The organism is Demequina sp. NBRC 110055 (assembly GCF_002090135.1).
In the GTDB taxonomy this organism is placed as follows: Bacteria; Actinomycetota; Actinomycetes; order Actinomycetales; family Demequinaceae; genus Demequina.
This window is the reverse complement of sequence record NZ_BBRL01000004.1, coordinates 1,169,886-1,189,241: the sequence shown is the minus strand read 5'-3', so window position 1 is coordinate 1,189,241 and position 19,356 is coordinate 1,169,886. Positions and strand designations below refer to the sequence as shown.

Genomic DNA, 19,356 nt, shown 5'->3' with positions numbered 1-19,356 from the left:
ATGCCCCGCAGGATTGGCCGCCCCGGCCTCATCGGCACGATGGCTCGCACGGCCGTCATCTCGGGCACCGCCACCGCGGTGTCCGGCAACGTCGCTCGCCGGCAGGCCGGCCGCGCGCAGGCCCGCCAGGAGCAGCAGTACGTTGAACAGGCCCAGGCTCAGCAGGTGCAGGACAACCAGGCTCAGCTGGCCGCCATGCAGGCGCAGCTCGCGGCCCAGCAGGCCGCACCCGCGGCACCTGCCGCACCCGCCTCCTCGGCCGGTGACGACCTCATGGCACAGCTGTCCAAGCTGGCCGACATGAAGAACGCAGGGATCCTCAGCGACGACGAGTTCGCTGCCGCGAAGGCGAAGCTCCTCGGATGACCGGTTGGGCTTCCCTGATTCGGGAAACTCGCTGGTCAGGGAAGCTCAATAGCGTCGACTACATGCGCGACGCGGTCCTCTTCGAGGGGGACCGCGTCCGCGCGCAGTACACCCGCTTCTGGCTGCTCCTCATTCTTGCCGCGGCCATCGCGACGGCGGGCATCGCGGCCGATTCGACCGCCACGGTGATCGGCGCAATGATCGTCGCGCCGCTCATGCGCCCCATCCAGGGGACCATGCTCTCCACAGTCTTGGGAGACCGTCGCCAACTCATCCGCTCGATCGCCACCATGTGTGCGGGCGCGGCGGCGGCCGTCGGCGTCGGCTTCCTGCTGGGGCTCCTCCTCGTGCAGCCCATGCTCGCCTCCACGAACGGTCAGATCGCGGGGCGCGTGTCGCCCGGGCTCGTCGACCTGTTCGCGGCGCTCGCCACGGGCGTCGTGGGATCGATAGCGCTGGTGCGCTCCGACATCTCGGACACGCTGCCAGGCGTCGCCATCGCAATCTCCTTGGTCCCGCCGCTGTGCGTGGTGGGCCTCACCCTCGAGTCCGGCGCGTGGTCGCAGGCGCTGGGGGCGCTCCTGCTCTTCGTGACCAACGTGGCCGCGATCCTCGCGACCGGCGCGATCGTCATGGCGATCTACGGGTATTCGAAGTTGAGGCTGCTCGAGGTGGAGGACATGGAGGCCGAGCGCCGCCGCCGCGTCCGTGTTTACCTCACGACCGCGTCGCTGGTGCTGCTCGTGTCCGGCCCGCTCGCGTGGTCGACGGCGAAGGCCATCGAGGACCGCGGCCGCATCGCGTCGGTGCAGTCGTACCTCGAGGACCTCACGGTGGACACCCGCTGGGCAGTCGTCTCGGTCACGCCGCGCGAGGACAACGTCATCTACGTGGTCGTCAAGGGCACTCCCCCGTTGCCCGACGTCGATGAGGTCTACGCCGGCATGGAGAGTGCCGGACTCGATGCCGACGACATCGTGCTCGAATTCATCCCGTCATACACCTTCGACGTGAGCGGCGAACGCGATAACTTCTAGCGTGACCCCCACACGGAGGCGCACTTATGACGAACGCGGAACATAAGTCGCGTCCGTGCGGTGGCGGACGGCCCACTTTGGTCACCCGGTCCGATACGATCGAGAGATGATCGACCAGCGCGGGCAGGAGACCCTCACCGGTTCCGCGCAGTCGGAGATCTTCCAGATTCTGCGCGATGGACGCCCGCGCACCCGCTCCGAGCTCGCAACCCTCACAGGACTGGCCCGCTCCACCGTGGCCGCCAGGGTCGACGCGCTCTTGCGCACGCGCCTGATCACCCCGGTGGCGGATGCCGCGTCGACGGGGGGACGCCCGTCTCGCCAGTTCGCCTTCGACGGTACGCAGCACGGGGTCTTGGGCGTGGACATCGGCGCCACCCACGCGCACATCGCCATCAGCGACCTCCAGGGCACGCTCCTCACCGACTCCGTCGCCTCGATTGCCGTAGCCGAGGGCCCAGAAGCCGTCCTCGGCTGGGTCATCGAGGAGGGCGCCCGCCTGGTCGCAGCGTTGGACGCCGCGCCCGGGTTCCTGCGCGCTATTGGCGTCGGCCTGCCAGGCCCCGTCGAGCACACCACCGGCCTCCCCGTCGACCCGCCGATCATGCCCGGCTGGGACCGCTTCGACGTGCCCGGCATGCTCACGCGCGCCTTTGGCGTGCCGACCTTGGTCGACAACGACGTCAACGTCATGGCCGTCGGCGAGCACGACGCCTTTTTCCCCGATGTCGACGACCTGCTCTTCGTGAAGGTGTCGACGGGCATCGGCGCCGGCGTTATTGCCAGCGGCCACATGCACCGCGGCGCGCTCGGTATCGCTGGAGACATCGGCCACGTGTGGGTGCCCGAGGCCGACGACGTCCCGTGCCGATGTGGAGCGACGGGCTGCCTCGAGGCGATCGCCGCGGGCCCCGCCATCGCCGCGCGGCTGCGCGAGTCCGGCCTCGACGTCACAGGCCCGCAGGACGTCGCCGCGGCGGTGACCCGCGGTGACATCGAGGCGGTGCGCGCGGTGCGGGATGCCGGCCGCATCATCGGCCGCGTTCTCACGACCTGCGTGAGCCTCATCAACCCCGCGGTCATCGTGTTGGGCGGACCCATCGCGAACGCAGGCGAGCACCTCCTCGCGGGTGCGCGCGAGGTGATTTACGCGCGGTCGACGCCGTTGGCCTCTGGCGGACTACAGATTGTGCGCTCGCGCGGCGCGGACAATGCTGCGGTGGCGGGAGCCTCGGCCATGGCGATCCAGCAGGTGCTGTCGGTGGACAGCATCGAGGCACTCATTCGCGAGAACGCGTAACGCGTCGCGCCGACCGAGCAACGCCCGGCCGGCGCGACATCAGACTCCTGCGAAGGGTCGGTCAGTCCTTGGTGCTGAACGCGGCGTCGAAGGCCGCGTCGGGGGCGTCGAACGCCAGGCGACGGACGAACTCGAGCGCCTCGGGCGCGCCGAGCAGCCGGTCCATGCCGGCGTCCTCCCACTCGACCGAGATGGGACCCTCGTAGCCGATCTGGCTCAGCATGCGGAACGCGTCCTCCCATGGCACGTCGCCGTGGCCGGTAGAGATGAAGTCCCAGCCGCGGCGAGGATCGGCCCACGCGAGGTGCGAGCCCAGGCGGCCGTTGCGGCCGTTGACCATGCGCTTGCGGGTGTCCTTGCAGTCGACGTGATAGATGCGGTCCTTGAAGTCCCACAGGAAGCCCACCGGGTCGAGGTCCTGCCACACCATGTGGCTGGGGTCCCAATTGAGGCCGAAGGCCTCCCGGTGGCCGATGGCCTCGAGCGTGCGCACGGTGGTCCAGTAGTCGTACGCGATCTCGCTGGGGTGAACCTCGTGCGCAAACTTCACGCCCTCCTCGTCGAACACGTCGAGGATGGGGTTCCAGCGGTCCGCGAAGTCTTGGTATCCCGCGTCGATGGCGTCTTGACCGACGGGCGGAAACATCGCGACGTACTTCCAGATCGACGATCCGGTGAAGCCGATGACGACGTCGACGCCCAGGCGCCGTGCCAGCCGCGCGGTGTTCTTCATCTCCTCCGCGGCGCGCTCGCGCACGCCTTCGGGGTCGCCGTCGCCCCACACGCGCGGGCCCACGATGTCTTGGTGGCGATGATCAATAGGGTCGTCACAGACCGCCTGACCCTTGAGATGGTTGGAGATCGCGTAAAGCTTCAGGCCGTGGCGCTCGAGCAGGTCGAGCCGGCCCTGCACGTACTCCTCGTCGTCCCACCGCCACGGATCCAGGTGGTCGCCCCAGCAGGCCAACTCGAGGCCGTCGTAGCCCCACTCGGAGGCGAGCCGGGCCACCTCCTCAAGCGGAAGGTCGGCCCACTGGCCAGTGAAAAGGGTGATCGGTCGCGTCATTGTCAGTCCAATCCTTTCCGTGAAGTATGTGTCAGGCGGCGGTGGTGAGCCAGGTCGAGCCCGCCTCGGCGGAGCGCTCGACGGCGTCCAGCACCCGCTGCACCTGGTAGCCCTCCGTGAACGACGGGCGCGGCTGCTCCCCCGCGGCGATCGCCTCGACGAAGTCCTTGGCCTGGTGCACGAACCCATGCTCGTAGCCCAGGAGGTGACCCGGCGGCCACCAGGCCGAAAGATATGGATGCTCGGCCTCGGTCACGATGATGCGCTTAAAGCCCTGCTCGGTCGCGGGCGCCGTAGCGTCGTAATACTGCACCGCGTTGAGGTCCTCGAGGTCGAACAGGATCGCGCCGCGGTCCCCCGCCACCTCGATACGCAGGCCGTTCTTGTGGCCCGTCGCGAAGCGTGTGGCCTCGAACGCGCCCAGTGCGCCGGAGGCGAATCGCCCCGAAAACGACGCGTAATCATCGACCGTCACGGGACCCGTGCCGTCGCCCACCGAACCGGACAGACCCTGGCCCGCGCCGAGCATCGGCCGCTCCTTCACGAACGTTTCGATGATGCCGGAGACGGACTCGAGGGACGAGCCCGTGATGAACTGAGCGAGGTCGACCGCGTGCGCACCGATGTCCCCCAGGGCTCCGGACCCGGCCTTGGACTTATCCATGCGCCACGTGAGCGGCGCCTGGGGGTCGGACAGCCAATCCTGGAGGTACTGCGCGCGCACCTGGCGGATGGTGCCGACGGCGCCGCGCGCCACGAGATCCCTGGCAAAGGCGGCGGCGGGGATGCGGCGGTAGGTGAAGCCCACCATCGCGAAGACGCCGCGCTCGGCGGCGGCAGCGGCGGCAGCGGCCATCCGACGAGCCTCCTCGACGGTGTTGGCCAGCGGCTTCTCGCACAAGACGTGCTTGCCGGCCTCGAGGGCGGCGATCGCCATGTCGCAGTGGAGGTGTCCGGGGGTGACGATGTCAACGATGTCGATGTCGTCGCGGGCGATGGTCGCCGCAAAGTCCTCGGAAGCCTCGGTCCAGCCCCACGTGGAGGCGAGCTGCGCGTTCTTGTTGGGGTCGCGGCCCACCATCACCGCCATCTCGGGCGTGGCCGGCAGGTCGAAAAATCGGGGGGCTGTCCTCCAGCCCTGGGAGTGTGCGGCGCCCATGAATCCATTGCCGATCATGGCGACGCGCATAGGCGCGGGCATCTGGCTCTCGCTTTCTGTGGTGGAGAAGGGGCGGCCGATGCGGTGGTCGCGTCTGCGCGCGACCACCGCACCGTCGGGGGTCCGGTTAGGACTCGAAGCCGATCTCCAGGTAGTCGTCGACGTTGTCCGCGGTCACCACCGGGGCGTCGAGGACGATCCGGTGCGGGACACCGGGCGACGCGAGGTCGGACATGTCGGCGCCCTGAGCCACGAGGCGGGCCAGCGCGATGCCGTCCGCCGCCTGGGTCGACGGGTAGATGACGGTGGCCTCGAGGACCGAGTCACCCGCCTGGATGGCCTCCATGGCGTTGAGCGAGCCGGCGCCGCCCACCATGAAGAACTCGTCACGTCCGGCCTCGTCGATGGCCGCGAGGACGCCGATGCCCTGGTCGTCGTCGTGGTTCCACAGCGCGTCGATCTCGGGGTTGGCCGCGAGCAGCTCCGCAGTGACCTCCTGGCCGCCGGCGATGGTGAAGTCGGCGGCCACGCGAGCCGACACGGACAGGCCGCAGTCCGCGAGCGCGTCGTTGAAGCCCGCGGAGCGGTCCTGGGTGAGCGGCAGGGAGTCGATGCCGGCGACCTCGGCCACCACGGCATCGGACTGGCCCGCGAGCTGCTCACAGATGTAGGTACCGGCGCTCACACCCATGCCGTAGTTGTCACCCAGGATGGTGACGCGCGCGGCGTCGGTCGAGGAGAACTCGCGGTCGACGTTAATGACCGGGATGCCGGCCTCCATCGCCTTGAGGGCCGCTTCGGTCAGGGCCGCGCCGTCGGTAGGCAGCAGCACAATGGCGTCGACGCCGTCGTTGATGAACGTCTCGACCTGGCTAATCTGCAGGTTGGCGTCGTTGGTGCCCTCGGCGACCTTGAGCTCGACGTCGTCATACATCTCGGCCTGCGCGAGCGCGGCCGAGTTGATCGCGCCCAGCCAGCCGTGGTCGGCGGCGGGACCGGAGAAGCCGATCACGACCGTCTCGCCCGAGCCGGACTCTTCGCCCTCGTCGGTGCCGCCTGCCTCGGCGGTGGTGGTGCTCTCCTCGGCCGAGCCGTCGTCGTCGGAGCTGCAGCCGGCGAGGAGCGCGACCGCGGCGATCGCGGTGGTGCCGGCGGCAAGCATCCGCATGCGTGTGGAGCGGGATGCGTACATGGATTCCTCCTGATGTGGATCACTGTCGTCGTTGCCAGCGATGCGGCTTCTCAGGGCCTCTCTCATCCTCGGGAGAGGGCTGCTGATGTCCACACTGACACTCGCACGCTAGCAGGGTTTGGCGCCATGTGTGCAACTTTTGTTTGTCCCTCGTCATAACGATTCGGCAACGACCGTCCCGCCGCCCTCGGGGCAGAGTCGGTCATTTACCCTGGTAAACAGCACCACAACGATGGAGATCCGGCCGACGCCGTGGCTGAACTCCAGCCACACCCCCCTTGCGAGGGCTCTAGGACCCCGTGTTATGTTCATCGCGTGATCGAAGACGACCACCCCGTGTCATTACTCGAGGTTCGGGGCCTCGTAAAGACCTTTGGCAGCGCCCGCGCGCTCAAGGGAGTCGACCTCCAGGTCCTCCCTGGAGAGGTGCATTGCGTGCTCGGCCAGAACGGCGCCGGCAAGTCGACCCTGATCAAGACCTTGTCGGGAGCACACCAGCCCGACGAGGGCGAGATCGTGTGGAACGGCGAGCCGGTGACGATCGAGAATCCCGTCGCCGCGCTCGAACTGGGCATCGCCACGATGTACCAGGAACTCGACGTGGTCGACGGCCTCTCGATCGCCGAGAACATCTACCTGGGCCACGAGTTGGCGCGCGGCGGCGTCCTTAGCCGGCGCGAGGCAGCCAAGCGCACGCGCGACCTGATGAAGCGCCTGGGGCACCCTCAGCTCTCCCCCTCACGCGAAGTGGGGACGCTGTCGCCCGCCAACAAGCAGATTGTGTCCATGGCTCGGGCCTTGTCGCACGACATCAAGCTGATGATCATGGACGAGCCCAGCGCCGTGCTGGACTCGGAGGAGGTCAATAACCTCTTCCGCGTGGTCGACGAGCTCACCTCGCAGGGCATCGCCGTCATCTACATCTCGCACAGGCTCGAGGAGATCGAGCGCATCGGCGACCGCATCACCGTGCTCAAGGACGGCGCGTCGGTCGGCTCGAACCTACCGGTCGCCCAGACTCCCCCGCGCGAGCTGATTCCCCTCATGACGGGCACGGACGTCGCGCACGTCTTCCCCCAGCGCGCCCCCATCGCCGATGACGCGCCCGTGGTGCTCGAGGTCGAAGGCCTCACCCTCGCGGGTGTCTTCGAGGATGTCAGCCTCACCGTGCGCGCGGGCGAGGTCGTCGGGCTCGCCGGACTCGTCGGCTCGGGCCGCTCGGAGATCCTCGAGACCATCTACGGCCACCGCAAGCCCACCTCCGGCACCGTCTCCGTCGGCGGTCGGCGCCTCAAGCCGGGTTCCGTCGGAGCGGCCGTCGCCGCGGACATGGGCCTGTCCCCCGAGGAGCGCAAGAGCCAGGGCCTGCTGCTCGAGGAGCCTATCTACCGCAATGCGACGCTGTCGACGTTCAGCCGCTTCGCGAAGGCCGGCCTGCTCGACGAGGCCGCCGAGCGCCGCGCCACCGAAGAGCAGATGAAGGCCCTCGAGCTGCGTCCCGCCGAGCCGAACCGCATCACTCGCACCCTGTCGGGCGGCAACCAGCAAAAGATCATGCTCGCGCGCTGGCTCATCCACGGCACCAAGGTGCTGGTCCTCGACGAGCCCACCCGGGGCGTCGACGTGGGCGCCCGCGTGGAGATCTACGGGCTGATCCGCGACCTTGCGGCCGCCGGCACCGCCATCCTCGTCGTCTCCTCGGAGATCGAAGAGGTCTTGGGCCTGGCCGACCGTGCCCTCATCATCGCCGACGGGCACGTGCTCGCCGAGCGTTCCACCGCCGACATCGACGAGCACGGCGTGCTCGACATGGTCATGAAGGGAAGTGCCGCGTGAGCGAGCAGACCACCACCCCAGCGCCTCGCCCCGGGGCGACCGAGAACGCCGGTGACCCGGCGGGCTCCGCCCCCAAGGCCAACCCCCTCAAGCAGTTCTTCAGCGGCCCCGCCGGCCGCAGCATCGGCCTCGTGGTCGCGTTGATCCTGCTGATCGTCATCGGTGCCATCACCGCGGGCGAGAACTTCATGAACGTCGACAACATGTTCGTGATCCTGCGCTACGCCTCCGTCATCGGCGTGGTGTCGATCGGCATGACGTTCGTCATTACGGCCGGCGGCATCGACCTGTCGGTCGGCTCGGTGCTGGGCCTGTCCTCTGTTGTCGCATCGCTGGGCGCGATCCAGACCGCCTCCGAGGGCTTCTGGCCTCTCATGGTGTTCGTCGCCATCGCCGTGGGCGTTCTCGCGGGACTGACCAATGGCTTCATCATCGCCTACGGCAAGGTGGTCGCCTTCATCGCGACCGTCGCCATGCTTGCCGCCGCGCGCGGCCTCGCCGAGCTCATCTCGCAACGCTCCACACAGGTCGTCACGAACAACGGCTTCCTCGACTTCTTCCGCGGCGACCTGTTGGGTGTCTCGTGGGTGGTGTGGATCTTCGCGCTCGTCTCGCTCGCCGGTTGGTTCGTCCTCAACCGCACCACGTTCGGCCGCCGCACCGTCGCGATCGGTGGCAACGAAACCGCCGCCCGCCTCGCCGGCGTCGCCGTGAAGCGCCACACCGTGTACCTGTACATGATCGCCGGCGCGTGCGCGGGCATCGGCGCCACCATGACCCTGGCCCGCACCACAGCTGGCACGTCGACGCATGGCATGCTCTACGAACTCGACGCGATCGCCGCGGTGGTGGTCGGCGGCACGCTGCTGATCGGCGGCCGCGGCACCATCGGCGGCACCGTCCTGGGCGTGCTGCTGTTCGCGACGCTGAGCAACGTGTTCACCCAGAACAACCTGTCGTCCTCGGTGCAGCTGGTCGCGCGCGGCGTCATCATCGTCGTCGCGGTCATGCTGCAGCAGCGCTTCGCCAACCGCGAGTCCACCGGCTCGGGAGGCTAACGCCACCACCTTCGCGCGAAGGCCGCCGCCCCGTGAGGGGGCGGCGGTCTTCGTCGTTGCCGGTCCGGATGGCCGATGCCGTGGCTTACGCCTTCGCCGCGCCCCCACCCTCGCGCGGCTCGGGGTCCGTTACCCGTGAGTCCTGCGGTAGCGCCGCCTCAGGGACGACGCCCTCCTCGACCGGAGCCGGGGGAATCGGGGCGACCGTCGCATCGGCCGGCTCCTCGAGAGCCTCGTCACTGATGCCGCCACCGAGCGGGTCGTCGACGTCGTCGACCGGCGCCGCGAACTGCGCCTCATAGAGCCTCGCATAGGCGCCGTGCGCGGCGATCAGCTCGTCGTGGCTGCCCTGCTCCACGATGTCGCCGTGCTCCATGACGAGGATGAGATCGGCGTCGCGGATGGTCGACAGGCGGTGCGCGATGACGAAGCTGGTGCGGTCCTTGCGCAGGTCGGCCATGGCCTGCTGGACGAGCAGCTCGGTGCGCGTGTCGACGGAGCTGGTGGCCTCGTCGAGGATCAGCACACTGGGCCGCGCCACGAAGGCGCGCGCGATGGTGATGAGCTGACGCTCACCCACCGACACGTTGGTCGCGTCGTCGTCCAGGACCGTGTCGTAGCCCTCGGGCAGCGAGTGCACGAAGCGGTCCACGTACGCGGCCTTCGCGGCGTCGAGGATCTCCTCTTCCGTGGCCGTGGGGCGACCGTACGCGATGTTGTCGCGGATGGTGCCGCCAAACAGCCACGCGTCCTGCAACACCATGCCCGTGCGCTGGCGGAGGTCGTCGCGGGTCATCTGCGCGATGTCCGTGCCGTCGAGCGTGATGCGGCCGCCGTCGAGCTCGTAGAAGCGCATGATGAGGTTCACGAGTGTGGTCTTGCCCGCGCCCGTGGGCCCCACGATCGCGACCGTCTTGCCCGGCTCCGCGACCATCGACAGCCCCGTGATCAGCGGCTTGTCCTCCTCGTAAGAGAACCTCACGTCCTCGAACTCGAGGCGGCCGCGGAACTGCGCCGGGGTGTCGGCGGGGTCGAGGTCGTCGCTCTGGTCGTCGGCGTCGAGTAGTTCGAAGACGCGTTCGGCCGACGCGACGCCCGACTGCAACAGGTTGAACATCGAGCCCAATTGGCTGAGCGGCTGCTGGAACTGGCGGGTGTACTGAATGAACGCCTGGATGTCGCCGATGGGCAGCGAGCCGTTGGCCACCATCACACCGCCGACCACGGCCACGGCCACGTAGACGAGGTTCCCCACGAACATCGTGGCGGGCATGATGATGCCGGAGATAAACTGCGCGCCGAAGGAGGCCTGGTAGAGCTCCTCGTTCTTCGCGTCGAACTCCTCCTGCGTGCGGGCCTGGCGGCCGAACACCTTCACGAGCGAGTGGCCGGTGTAGGTCTCCTCGATCTGGCCGTTGAGCTCTCCAGTGTGCTTCCATTGCGCGACGAACTTCACCTGCGAGCGCTTGGCGACCTGGGTGACGATGATCAGCGTCAACGGGATCGACACGAGGGTGACCAGCGCGAGCACCGGCGAGATCACGAACATCATCACGAGCACGCCGATCACCGTGAGCACCGAGGTAAACAGCTGGCTCAGGGTCTGCTGCAGCGTCTGGGACACGTTGTCGATGTCGTTAGTGACGCGGCTGAGGAGCTCTCCGCGCTGATGCTTGTCGAAGTAGCTCAGGGGCAGGCGGTGGATCTTGGTCTCGACGCGTTCGCGCAGCCGGTAGACGGTGCGCTGCGTCACGCCGTTGAGGATGTAGCCCTGGGCCAGCGACAACAGGGACGAGGCGACATAGATCACGACCACCCACAGCAGGATGCGGTGGAGGCTGTCGAAGTCGATGCCGGTGCCCGTCACCAAGCCCTCGAAGATCACCGTGGTGGCGTTGCCGAGGATCTTGGGGCCGATCACTGCGAGCGTCACCGATGCAGCGCCGAGCAAGATGACGACGGCCACCAGCGCACGCTCCGGCGCGAGTTCGCCGAAGAGGCGCTTGAGGGAGGCGTTGAAGTTCATCGCCTTCTCGGTGGGCATGCCCGCCCCACCCATCGGGCCCGGGCCGCCGCCGCGCGGACGTGCACGGGCCGCGGCCTTGGTGTCGGCGTCCTGCACCGGCGCGGTGGTCTTGTCCTGCTTGGCCATCACGCCTCCTCCGCCCGTAGCTGGGTACTGACGATTTCTTGATAGGTGGGCGAGGTCGCGAGCAGCTCGTCATGCGTACCGCGGTCCACGATCTCGCCGTCCTCGATCACCAAGATGAGGTCGGCGTCCTGGATCGAGCTGACGCGCTGGGCGACCACGATGACCGTGGCATCGGCCGCCGCCGTCTTCAGCGCCGCGCGTAGGCGGGCATCGGTCGCGGTGTCGAGCGCGCTGAACGAGTCGTCGAAGAGCAGGATTTCGGGCTTGCGGATCAGCGCACGCGCGATGGACAGGCGCTGGCGCTGGCCGCCCGACACCGTCGTGCCGCCCTGTGCCATGGGGGTGTCGAGGCCGTCCGGCATAGCCTTCACGAAGTCCTCGCCCTGGGCGACGCGCAGCGCCTCCCAGATCTCCTCATCGGTCGCGTCCTCCTTGCCGTAGCGCAGGTTGGAGCCGACCGTGCCGGAGAACAGGTACGGGCGCTGCGGCACCAGGCCGATGCGGGTCCACAGCGTCTCGAGGTCCGCCTCGCGTAGATCCACACCGTCGATGCTGACGGTGCCGTCTGTCGCGTCGTACAGGCGCGGCACCAGGCCCACCAGGGTGGACTTGCCCGCGCCGGTCGAGCCGATGATCGCGGTCGTCGTGCCCGGCGTGGCGGTGAAGGACACGTGCTTCAGCACGGGCTCCTCGGCGCCAGGGTAGGCGAACGTGACGTCGTCAAAGACCACGGTGCCGCGCTGCGCAAAGGTACGGGTGGCATCGGCCGCCTGGACGACGGTGCTGTCGGTCGACAGCACCTCGCTGATGCGGTCGGCCGAGACGGAGGCGCGCGGGATCATCACGAACAGGAACGTGGCCATCATCACCGACATGAGGATCTGGATGATGTAAGTCAGGAACGCGGTCAGCGCCCCCACCTGCATCTGACCGTTCTCGACGCGCTCGGCACCAAACCACAGCACCGCGACCGAGGAGACGTTCATGATGAGCATGACGATGGGGAACATCGCGGCCATCAGGCGGCCGGCCTTCAGAGCGGACTCGGTGACCTTGTCGTTGGCCTGGGCGAAACGCGCCGTCTCCTCGCGCTCACGCACGAAGGCGCGCACCACGCGGATGCCCGTGAGCTGCTCACGCATGACGCGGTTGATGGCGTCGATGCGCTTTTGCATGCGCTGGAAGTGGGGCACCATGCGCGAAATGATCGCGATCACGGCGATCAGCAGCAAAGGGATGGCGATCACGAGGATCCACGACAGCGTGGCGTCCTGGTGCAGCGCCATGAACACGCCGCCGATGGCCATGAAAGGCGCCGTCACGAGCAGCGTGCAGCCCATGAGGACCAGCATCTGAACCTGCTGCACGTCGTTGGTGGAGCGGGTGATGAGGCTGGGGGCGCCGAAGCGCTGCACCTCGTTCTCGCTGAACGAGCCGACGCGCCTGAAGATGTTCGCGCGCAGGTCGCGACCCACGGCCATCGCGACCTTGGCGCCGAAGTACACGCCGGTGATCGCGAACGCGATCTGCAGCAGCGACAGGGCGAGCATGATGCCGCCCACCTGCCAGATATAGGGGATGTCCCCGGTCGCGACGCCGTCGTCGATGATCGACGCGTTGAGACTGGGCAGGTACAGGTTGCACACCGCCTGCGCGCCTTGGAAGATCACCACTCCGAGGAGCAGCTTCCAGTAGGGCTTGGCCGATGCGACGAGCAGCGGCCACAGGGCGCCCTTCGTCTTCTCGTCGTCCTTCGCGCCGCCGGTGCTGGCGCGCGTGGCGACGGCCGTCATGCGGCCGCCTCGCACATGCGTGTGATGGTCATGAGTTCACAGTAGAACTGTCGCGCCTGGTGCGTGGCCCGCGCGGGACTTCCGTTCGCTACCAGCGTGCCGCCCTGCCCTGCTACGGCAAGGAGCGAACGAACGTGTCCGGGTCTGCCTCCGAGACGGGAGTGAACCCCACGCGCGGGTAGAACGCGCGAGCGCCGTCGTTGCGCGGGTCGATACCGAGGTGGACGCCCCTGGCGCCGCTGTGAGCGAGCACACCGCACGCCGCCTCGATGAGCGCGCGGCCGGCTCCCCTCCCCTGCGCCTCGGGCAAGAGGTCGATATGGAGGTGGGCGGGAAAGTCCTCGATCACCTCGAGGAGCATGCGGCCATGGTCGGCGGCGCTGCGCAGGAGCTTCTCGTCCGCCTCGGTCACGAGCGCGTGGCGGTCGGCGACCGAGGGCCACCAGGTCTGGGTGAACCATGTCTGAAACGCGCGGGTGTCCGCGGTACCCAGCACATAGCCCAGCGGACCGTCGCCCTCGTCCCACACGAGCGCGAAGCAGGCGGGGCCGTGGAGGTAGGGCGTGGCGTAGACGTCCGCGAGCGCGGTGTCGTCGCTGTGGTGGCCGGTGGCATCGGCCCCCGCGTCGCCGGTGAGGCGACAGATTCTCGCGATGGCGGCGGCGTCGCCGGCGCCGGCCTCGCGAATGGCTGGATGGACCGGTGAAGAGGCGGCGATCACAGGCGCTGGTCCCGTGCCGCCCAGTCCATGCCGCGCTCGATCAGCGCGCTGACCTGCGGCATCTGCAGCAGCTCCACGGTGTGGCCGAGGGTCGTGGCGAAGATGCGTCCCTCACCCCACTGCCGGGTCCACGCGACAGGCATGGTCAGCGGCCGCGACCACTCGTCTCCGTCGCCGGGCACGAGCTTGCAAGTGGCCAGTACCTCGTTGAGGGAGTCCGTCAGCACCCAGTACTGCTCGGTACTGACGGCGAAGTCGTCCAGGCTGGCAGTGATCGGGTGCACGGCCCCGGCATCGGTGACGTGGACCGTGTAGTCCCGATACGGGTCGACATCGGTGCGGCCCCGGTCCTCGGGCGCATGGGGGTGAGCGGCGAACTGGGCTCCCGTCAACTGCAGGTAGTCGGGCGCATTGCGGAACGAATCGATAAGGCCGCCATGCCAGCCGGCGAGACCGGCACCCGCCGCGACGGCGGCGCGCAGGCCTTCGACCTCATCGACGGTGGCGCTTCCCATGGTGACCGATTGAACGATGAGGTCGTAACGCGCCATCGCATCGGCGTCGGCATAGATCTCGGGAGTGTCCTCGATCTCGACCCGAAAGTTCATGCGATCGAGCGCGGGCAGGAAGTGGTCGGTGGACGCCACCGGGTCGTGTCCCGGCCATCCCCCTCGGACAATCAAGCAGGCCCTCGTCATGCGTCCCCTTTCGCGGCGGTGCGAACGCGCCCATCATAGGGCGGCACACGGGTGGCCTCGCTAGCCCGCTGTCCGCGCCGCCCAGGCGAGGCCGCAGCGGATCACGTGCTCGACCTCGGGGCGCAGGAGTGTCTCCATGTCGTGGCCAAGCGTGTGGACGAAGATGCGCCCCCGACCCCAGCGTCGCGTCCACACCACCGGCATCGTCACCGGCGCATCCCACTCGTCGCCCATCTCCGCCACCATCGTCGCGGTCGCGAGCACCTCGTTGAGGCCGTCGGCGAGGACCCAGTACTGCTCGGTCACGACCTCGAACGCGTCCACGCCTGCGGTGATCGGGTGAGACGCGCCTGCGGCCGTGGGAGTCACGCGGTAGCGCCGGAAGGGCGGCGAACCCGGAGCAGTGTCTGGCGGTCCAGGGTGTGCGACAAACTGTGCCCCGAGCATCTGCAGGTAGTCCAACTGGCCGCGGTACGCGGCGATGAGGCCGCCATGCCATCCGGCGAGACCCGCGCCGGCGACTACCGCCGCTCGCAGCCCTGCAGACTGCTCATCGGTGATGGTGCCGTTCGTCACCGCCTGAACGATGAGGCCGTAACAGGCCATACGGTCCGCGTCCGCGTAGACCGCCGGGCTCTCCTCGACGTCGACCGCGAAGCCCAGATCCTCGATCGGGGCGACCATCGCCTCGGTCTGCGCGACCGGGTCGTGCCCAGGCCAGCCACCGCGGACAATGAGGCAGCGGGACATGGCGGCGCGCTACACCCGGTGGGTGGTAGCTCCGGGCACCCGCTCAACCGTGTGCACCACGCGCCAGTTCTCGTCGCCGATGCCGCGCGCCCACTGGGGCATGCCGGACTTCAGGCCATGCGCGGCGAGGTCGGTGCCCAGCACCAAGACCGAGGGCCCGGCCCCCGAAACGACGGCGGCCAGGCCCTGTGCGCGCAGGTGCGACATCATCGCCATGGCGGCCGGCATCACGTCGGCGCGATAGCCCTGGTGCAGGCGGTCCTCCGTGCCCTCGAATAGCAGCTCAGGCTGGCCGTTGAGCGCGGCCACCAGCAGCGCGGCGCGGCCCACGTTGAACGCGGCGTCACCGTGGGGCACCTGCAGGGGCAAGACGGAGCGCGCCTGCTTGGTGGGCAGCGTCGATCCGGGGATCAGAACGGCGGCCTCGATGCCCTCTGCCATCGACAGCGTGGCGGCCTTCGCGCCCGACTCCCCCACCCACGCGACCGTCGCGCCGCCGTAGATCGCCGGCGCGGCGTTGTCGGGGTGGCCCTCGAATTGGGTCGCGATCTCGAGCGCGACCTCGGCGGACAGCGCCTCGGGCTCGGCGATCAGTCCGCGCGCCGCGGAGATGCCTGCGACGACAGCGGCTGCGGACGAACCGAGCCCGCGGCCATGCGGAATGCGGTTGACGGCGCGGATCGACAGCCCGGTCTGCGACGCGTTGACGTGATCGAGCGCGGCGCGTAGCGCACGGACGACCAGGTGGGACTCGTCGCGCGGCAGCGAGTCGGCGCCCTCACCCTCGATGTCCAGCTCAACGGCGGCCGATGCGACGGCGCGCACCTCGACCTCGTCGGCCAGCCCCAGGGCGAGGCCCAGCGAGTCGAAGCCGGATCCGAGGTTGCCCGCGGTCGCGGGAACGGTCACGACCACATGGTCGGCGCCCAACCGCATGGTTACAGCCCCAGGACCTGTGCCGCGGCGGCAACGTCGACGGGGATCACGGTCGGCTCGACCTCGTGGCCCGCGAGCGCGGTCGCGGTGTCCTTGAGTCCGTTACCCGTGACGGTGCACGTGATAGTGGCGCCCTTCGGCACCTCACCGAGCGCCGCGGCGGCCAGCAGACCCGCGATGGGCGCGGCCGAGGCGGGCTCCACGAATACGCCCACGTCGGCCGCGAGTCGCGCCTGGGCGGACAGAATCTGGGTGTCGGACACCGCACGGATCCAGCCGCCGGACTCGTCGCGCGCGGCGACGGCAAGGTCCCACGAGGCGGGCTTGCCGATGCGGATCGCGGTCGCGACCGTCTCGGGGTCCTTGATGGGGTGGCCTGCGACGAACGGCGCGGCGCCGGCGGCCTGCACACCCCAGATCTTGGGTCGCTTGGTGGCCCGGCCCGCATCGGCGAACTCCGTGAAGCCCATCCAGTACGCCGAGATGTTGCCGGCGTTACCCACGGGGAGCATGTGAATGTCGGGGGCGTCACCCAGCTGGTCGATGATCTCGAACGCCGCGGTCTTCTGACCCTGCAGGCGATACGGGTTGACGGAGTTCACGAGCGCGACGGGGTACTCCTCCGACAGCGAGCGCACGATGTCGAGGCACTCGTCGAAGTTGCCGTCGACCTGTACCAGCTTCGCGCCGTGCACGATGGCCTGCGCCATCTTGCCCGCGGCGATCTTGCCCTGGGGGATCATGACGACGCAGTTGAGGCCCGCGTGGGCGGCGTAAGCGGCGGCCGAGGCGCTCGTGTTGCCGGTGGAGGCGCACACCACCGTATGGTCGCCGTCCTTCACGACCTGGGTGATGGCGCTCGTCATGCCGCGGTCCTTGAAGGACCCGGTCGGGTTCATGCCCTCGACCTTGACGAAGACGTCGGCTCCCACCTCGGCCGAGATCGACGGCGCATGCACCAGCGGCGTGCCGCCCTCGCCGAGCGAGATGAGGCGATCGTCCTCATCGAACGGCATGTGCTCCAGGTATTCGCGGATCGCTCCGCGCCAGACGTGTGCCACTTACTCTCCCTCGATCCTCAGGACGGACCAGACATCATTGACGGCGTCGGAGGCGCGCAGGTCCTCGACCGTCGCACGCAGCGCGGCCTCGGACGCGCGGTGCGAGGACAGGATGAGGCCCGCATGGCCCTTGCCCGCCTGCTGACGCACCGACTCGATGCCCACGCCGTGGTTGGCGAACATCTGCGCCACCTGGGCGAGCACTCCGGGCCGGTCGGGCACGCTCATGCGTACCGCGTAGCGCGTCTGGGCATCGTCGATGGGCAGCACATCGTGACGCGCATAATTCGATTCGCGCGGGCCGCGGCCGCCGCCGGCGACGTGACGGGCCACGGAGACGACGTCTCCCAGGACGGCCGATGCCGTGGGCGCCCCTCCCGCTCCCTGGCCGTAGAACATCAGCTCGCCTGCCGCCTCGGCTTCGACGAACACCGCGTTGAACGCGCCGCGCACGCCGGCCAACGGGTGGGAGGCGGGCAGCAAGGTGGGATGGACGCGGACGCTGACGCCGGCATCGGCCTGATCGGCAATCGCCAGCAACTTGATGACGCGGCCCGTCTCCTGGGCCGCCGCGATGTCGTCCGCGGTGACCGCGGTGATGCCCTCGCAGTAGACGTCATCGAGGTGCACGCGCTGGTGGAAGGCGAGCGACGCGAGGATGGCGGCCTTCGCGGCGGCGTCGTGGCCACCCACGTCGGCGGTCGGGTCAGCCTCGGCGTAGCCCAGCCGCTGAGCCTCCGCGACCACATCTGCGTAGTCGAGACCCTTGGTGGTCATCTCGTCGAGCACGTAGTTGGTGGTGCCGTTGACGATGCCGAGGATGCGGGTAACGTGGTCACCGGCGAGGGACTCGCGCACGGGACGGACCAACGGGATCGCCCCCGCGACGGCGGCCTCAAAGTAGAGGTCGGCGCCGGCGTCGTCGGCGGCCTCGTAGAGCTCGGCACCGCGAGTGGCGAGCAGCGCCTTGTTAGCCGTCACCACACCGGTGCCGGCCGCGAGCGCGCGCAGAATGAGCGCACGCGCGGGCTCGTCGCCGCCCATGAGTTCGACGACCACGTCGGCGGAGTCGACCAGCGCCTCGGCGTCCGAGGTCAGTAGGTCGACCGGGACCACCGCGTCGCGCGGCACCGACGTGTCGCGCACGTAAATGCCCGCGATGTCGACGGGCGCACCCACACGCGCGGAGAGATCGTCGCGCTGTTCGGTGAGGAGTCGCACCACCTGGGTGCCGACGGTCCCGCATCCGAGGATGGCGATCTTGACGGAAGCTGCGGCGGTGGACACGGCGCCCACTCTATACGGGTCACAGGCGGCGGCTCGTGCGGTGCGCCTCTTGTCCTGCGGCCTGCCCGTGGTGCTGAATGGGCGGATGACCGCCTTCTCCACCCGGCCCGCCCTAAGGCGTGCCCACGCGGAACTGCGGCTCCTGGGGCTCTTCGTGGTGACACAGCTGCGATGCCTGGTGTTTGCCATCGCGATCTTCGCGGCGATGGCGGTGACGGAGCTGGTCGACGCCGGCATCGGCCGCTACGACGCGCTCCTCGTCGCCGGCCTCGCCATCACCGCCGTCCTGTGGTGGACGGGGTACGAGACCACTCGCGAGGTCGGCGTCATCTTCGCCTTCCACCTGTTGGGACTGGGCCTCGAACTGTTCAAGGTCAGCCAGGGCTCGTGGGCCTACCCCGCTGAGGGCGTGACGATGATCGCTGGGGTGCCCCTGTATTCGGGATTCATGTACGCCGCCGTGGGCTCCTACCTGTGCCAGGCGTGGCGGCGCTTCGACCTGCGCATTACCGGCTACCGCGCCGCGCCCATGCTCATCTTGGCGGTCGCGGCCTACGCCAACTTCTTCACGCACCACTGGATGTGGGACGTGCGCTGGCTCATCGCCGTCCTCTTCGTGATCGCGATGTGGGACACGTGGGTGCACTACAGCCTGGGCGACACGCGATTGCGCATGCCACTGGCGGTCGCCTTTGTGCTCATCGGCTTCTTCCTGTGGCTCGCGGAGAACGTGGGCACCTTCCTTGGCGCCTGGCAGTACCCCGACCAGGAGGCGTTCTGGCAAGCGGTCCACATGGGCAAGCTCGGCTCCTGGGCCCTGCTCGTCACGCTGAGCTTCGTCATCGTCGCGACGCTCAAGCAGTACGAGGGCACGTTCTACGGCCACGCCGGGGACGAGGCGACGGTGACGCGGCGATAGCCACCGCCACGGTGACGTAGCCTGC

At 68.8% G+C, this 19,356-nt stretch carries 17 protein-coding genes; 6 read left to right on the top strand and 11 right to left on the bottom strand.

What is annotated here, in order from left to right:
• From B7K24_RS05505 to B7K24_RS05495, 3 genes are all read left to right on the top strand, one after another.
• Entirely contained in the window at nucleotides 1-366 is a 366-nt protein-coding gene (locus B7K24_RS05505) for an SHOCT domain-containing protein (protein WP_084129104.1), read from the top strand.
• Nucleotides 367-428: 62 nt separating this feature from the next.
• Nucleotides 429-1,403 carry a TIGR00341 family protein gene (locus tag B7K24_RS13530; protein ID WP_200808279.1) on the top strand — a complete coding sequence of 325 codons (975 nt, stop codon included), beginning with the start codon at nucleotides 429-431 and terminating at the stop codon, nucleotides 1,401-1,403.
• A 106-nt stretch (nucleotides 1,404-1,509) separates the two neighbouring features.
• Nucleotides 1,510-2,703 (top strand): ROK family transcriptional regulator, encoded by a 1,194-nt coding sequence (locus B7K24_RS05495; protein ID WP_084129102.1) that lies wholly within the window; start codon nucleotides 1,510-1,512, stop codon nucleotides 2,701-2,703.
• 61 nt (nucleotides 2,704-2,764) lie between these two features.
• Here the strand turns inward: B7K24_RS05495 and B7K24_RS05490 are convergent, their stop codons facing one another.
• From B7K24_RS05490 to B7K24_RS05480, 3 genes are all read right to left on the bottom strand, one after another.
• A complete protein-coding gene (locus B7K24_RS05490) occupies nucleotides 2,765-3,769 on the bottom strand; it encodes a sugar phosphate isomerase/epimerase (protein WP_084129101.1) in 1,005 nt (334 codons plus the stop codon).
• A 31-nt stretch (nucleotides 3,770-3,800) separates the two neighbouring features.
• Entirely contained in the window at nucleotides 3,801-4,970 is a 1,170-nt protein-coding gene (locus tag B7K24_RS05485; RefSeq protein ID WP_234986561.1) for a Gfo/Idh/MocA family protein, read from the bottom strand.
• Between the two features lie 85 nt (nucleotides 4,971-5,055).
• Nucleotides 5,056-6,120: a substrate-binding domain-containing protein gene (locus tag B7K24_RS05480; protein WP_084129100.1), complete on the bottom strand. Its 1,065-nt coding sequence runs from the start codon at nucleotides 6,118-6,120 to the stop codon at nucleotides 5,056-5,058.
• Between the two features lie 315 nt (nucleotides 6,121-6,435).
• Between B7K24_RS05480 and B7K24_RS05475 the strand changes: the two genes are divergently transcribed.
• Nucleotides 6,436-7,956, top strand: coding sequence for a sugar ABC transporter ATP-binding protein (locus B7K24_RS05475; RefSeq protein ID WP_234986560.1), 1,521 nt, complete (start codon nucleotides 6,436-6,438; stop codon nucleotides 7,954-7,956).
• Complete coding sequence (locus B7K24_RS05470) at nucleotides 7,953-9,014, top strand: ABC transporter permease (protein ID WP_084129099.1); 1,062 nt, start codon at nucleotides 7,953-7,955, stop codon at nucleotides 9,012-9,014. Before B7K24_RS05475 ends, B7K24_RS05470 begins: the two co-directional genes overlap by 4 nt.
• 85 nt (nucleotides 9,015-9,099) lie before the next feature.
• Here B7K24_RS05470 and B7K24_RS05465 read toward each other — a convergent pair whose 3' ends face one another.
• From B7K24_RS05465 to B7K24_RS05430, 8 genes are all read right to left on the bottom strand, one after another.
• The gene (locus tag B7K24_RS05465) at nucleotides 9,100-11,166 is read right to left on the bottom strand and encodes an ABC transporter ATP-binding protein (protein ID WP_084129098.1); all 2,067 of its coding nucleotides are present in this window, start codon (nucleotides 11,164-11,166) and stop codon (nucleotides 9,100-9,102) included.
• A complete protein-coding gene (locus B7K24_RS05460; RefSeq protein ID WP_084129097.1) occupies nucleotides 11,166-12,959 on the bottom strand; it encodes an ABC transporter ATP-binding protein in 1,794 nt (597 codons plus the stop codon). The genes B7K24_RS05465 and B7K24_RS05460 overlap by 1 nt, the downstream gene beginning before the upstream one ends.
• Nucleotides 12,960-13,071: 112 nt before the next feature.
• The gene (locus B7K24_RS05455; RefSeq protein WP_159449159.1) at nucleotides 13,072-13,680 is read right to left on the bottom strand and encodes an N-acetyltransferase; all 609 of its coding nucleotides are present in this window, start codon (nucleotides 13,678-13,680) and stop codon (nucleotides 13,072-13,074) included.
• On the bottom strand, nucleotides 13,677-14,378 hold the full coding sequence (locus tag B7K24_RS05450) for a ThuA domain-containing protein (RefSeq protein ID WP_084129095.1): 702 nt from the start codon (nucleotides 14,376-14,378) through the stop codon (nucleotides 13,677-13,679). The genes B7K24_RS05455 and B7K24_RS05450 overlap by 4 nt, the downstream gene beginning before the upstream one ends.
• Before the next feature lie 60 nt (nucleotides 14,379-14,438).
• The gene (locus B7K24_RS05445; protein WP_084129094.1) at nucleotides 14,439-15,128 is read right to left on the bottom strand and encodes a ThuA domain-containing protein; all 690 of its coding nucleotides are present in this window, start codon (nucleotides 15,126-15,128) and stop codon (nucleotides 14,439-14,441) included.
• A 9-nt stretch (nucleotides 15,129-15,137) separates the two neighbouring features.
• Nucleotides 15,138-16,037, bottom strand: a complete 900-nt coding sequence (thrB, locus tag B7K24_RS05440; RefSeq protein ID WP_307181942.1) for a homoserine kinase — start codon at nucleotides 16,035-16,037, stop codon at nucleotides 15,138-15,140.
• Between the two features lie 29 nt (nucleotides 16,038-16,066).
• The gene (thrC, locus tag B7K24_RS05435; RefSeq protein WP_084129092.1) at nucleotides 16,067-17,125 is read right to left on the bottom strand and encodes a threonine synthase; all 1,059 of its coding nucleotides are present in this window, start codon (nucleotides 17,123-17,125) and stop codon (nucleotides 16,067-16,069) included.
• On the bottom strand, nucleotides 17,126-18,412 hold the full coding sequence (locus B7K24_RS05430) for a homoserine dehydrogenase (RefSeq protein ID WP_234986559.1): 1,287 nt from the start codon (nucleotides 18,410-18,412) through the stop codon (nucleotides 17,126-17,128).
• 85 nt (nucleotides 18,413-18,497) lie between these two features.
• On the opposite strand from B7K24_RS05430, the gene B7K24_RS05425 reads away from it, so the two are divergent.
• Nucleotides 18,498-19,331: a DUF817 domain-containing protein gene (locus tag B7K24_RS05425; protein WP_084129268.1), complete on the top strand. Its 834-nt coding sequence runs from the start codon at nucleotides 18,498-18,500 to the stop codon at nucleotides 19,329-19,331.
• Nucleotides 19,332-19,356 lie beyond the last annotated feature (25 nt).

Coding starts and splice junctions, on each gene's coding strand:
- B7K24_RS05505 (WP_084129104.1), top strand. CDS start 1: ATGCCCCGCAGGATTGGCCGCCCCGGCCTCATCGGCACGATGGCTCGC.
- B7K24_RS13530 (WP_200808279.1), top strand. CDS start 429: ATGCGCGACGCGGTCCTCTTCGAGGGGGACCGCGTCCGCGCGCAGTAC.
- B7K24_RS05495 (WP_084129102.1), top strand. CDS start 1,510: ATGATCGACCAGCGCGGGCAGGAGACCCTCACCGGTTCCGCGCAGTCG.
- B7K24_RS05490 (WP_084129101.1), bottom strand. CDS start 3,769: ATGACGCGACCGATCACCCTTTTCACTGGCCAGTGGGCCGACCTTCCG.
- B7K24_RS05485 (WP_234986561.1), bottom strand. CDS start 4,970: ATGCCCGCGCCTATGCGCGTCGCCATGATCGGCAATGGATTCATGGGC.
- B7K24_RS05480 (WP_084129100.1), bottom strand. CDS start 6,120: ATGTACGCATCCCGCTCCACACGCATGCGGATGCTTGCCGCCGGCACC.
- B7K24_RS05465 (WP_084129098.1), bottom strand. CDS start 11,166: ATGGCCAAGCAGGACAAGACCACCGCGCCGGTGCAGGACGCCGACACC.
- B7K24_RS05460 (WP_084129097.1), bottom strand. CDS start 12,959: ATGACGGCCGTCGCCACGCGCGCCAGCACCGGCGGCGCGAAGGACGAC.
- B7K24_RS05450 (WP_084129095.1), bottom strand. CDS start 14,378: ATGACGAGGGCCTGCTTGATTGTCCGAGGGGGATGGCCGGGACACGAC.
- B7K24_RS05445 (WP_084129094.1), bottom strand. CDS start 15,128: ATGTCCCGCTGCCTCATTGTCCGCGGTGGCTGGCCTGGGCACGACCCG.
- B7K24_RS05425 (WP_084129268.1), top strand. CDS start 18,498: ATGACCGCCTTCTCCACCCGGCCCGCCCTAAGGCGTGCCCACGCGGAA.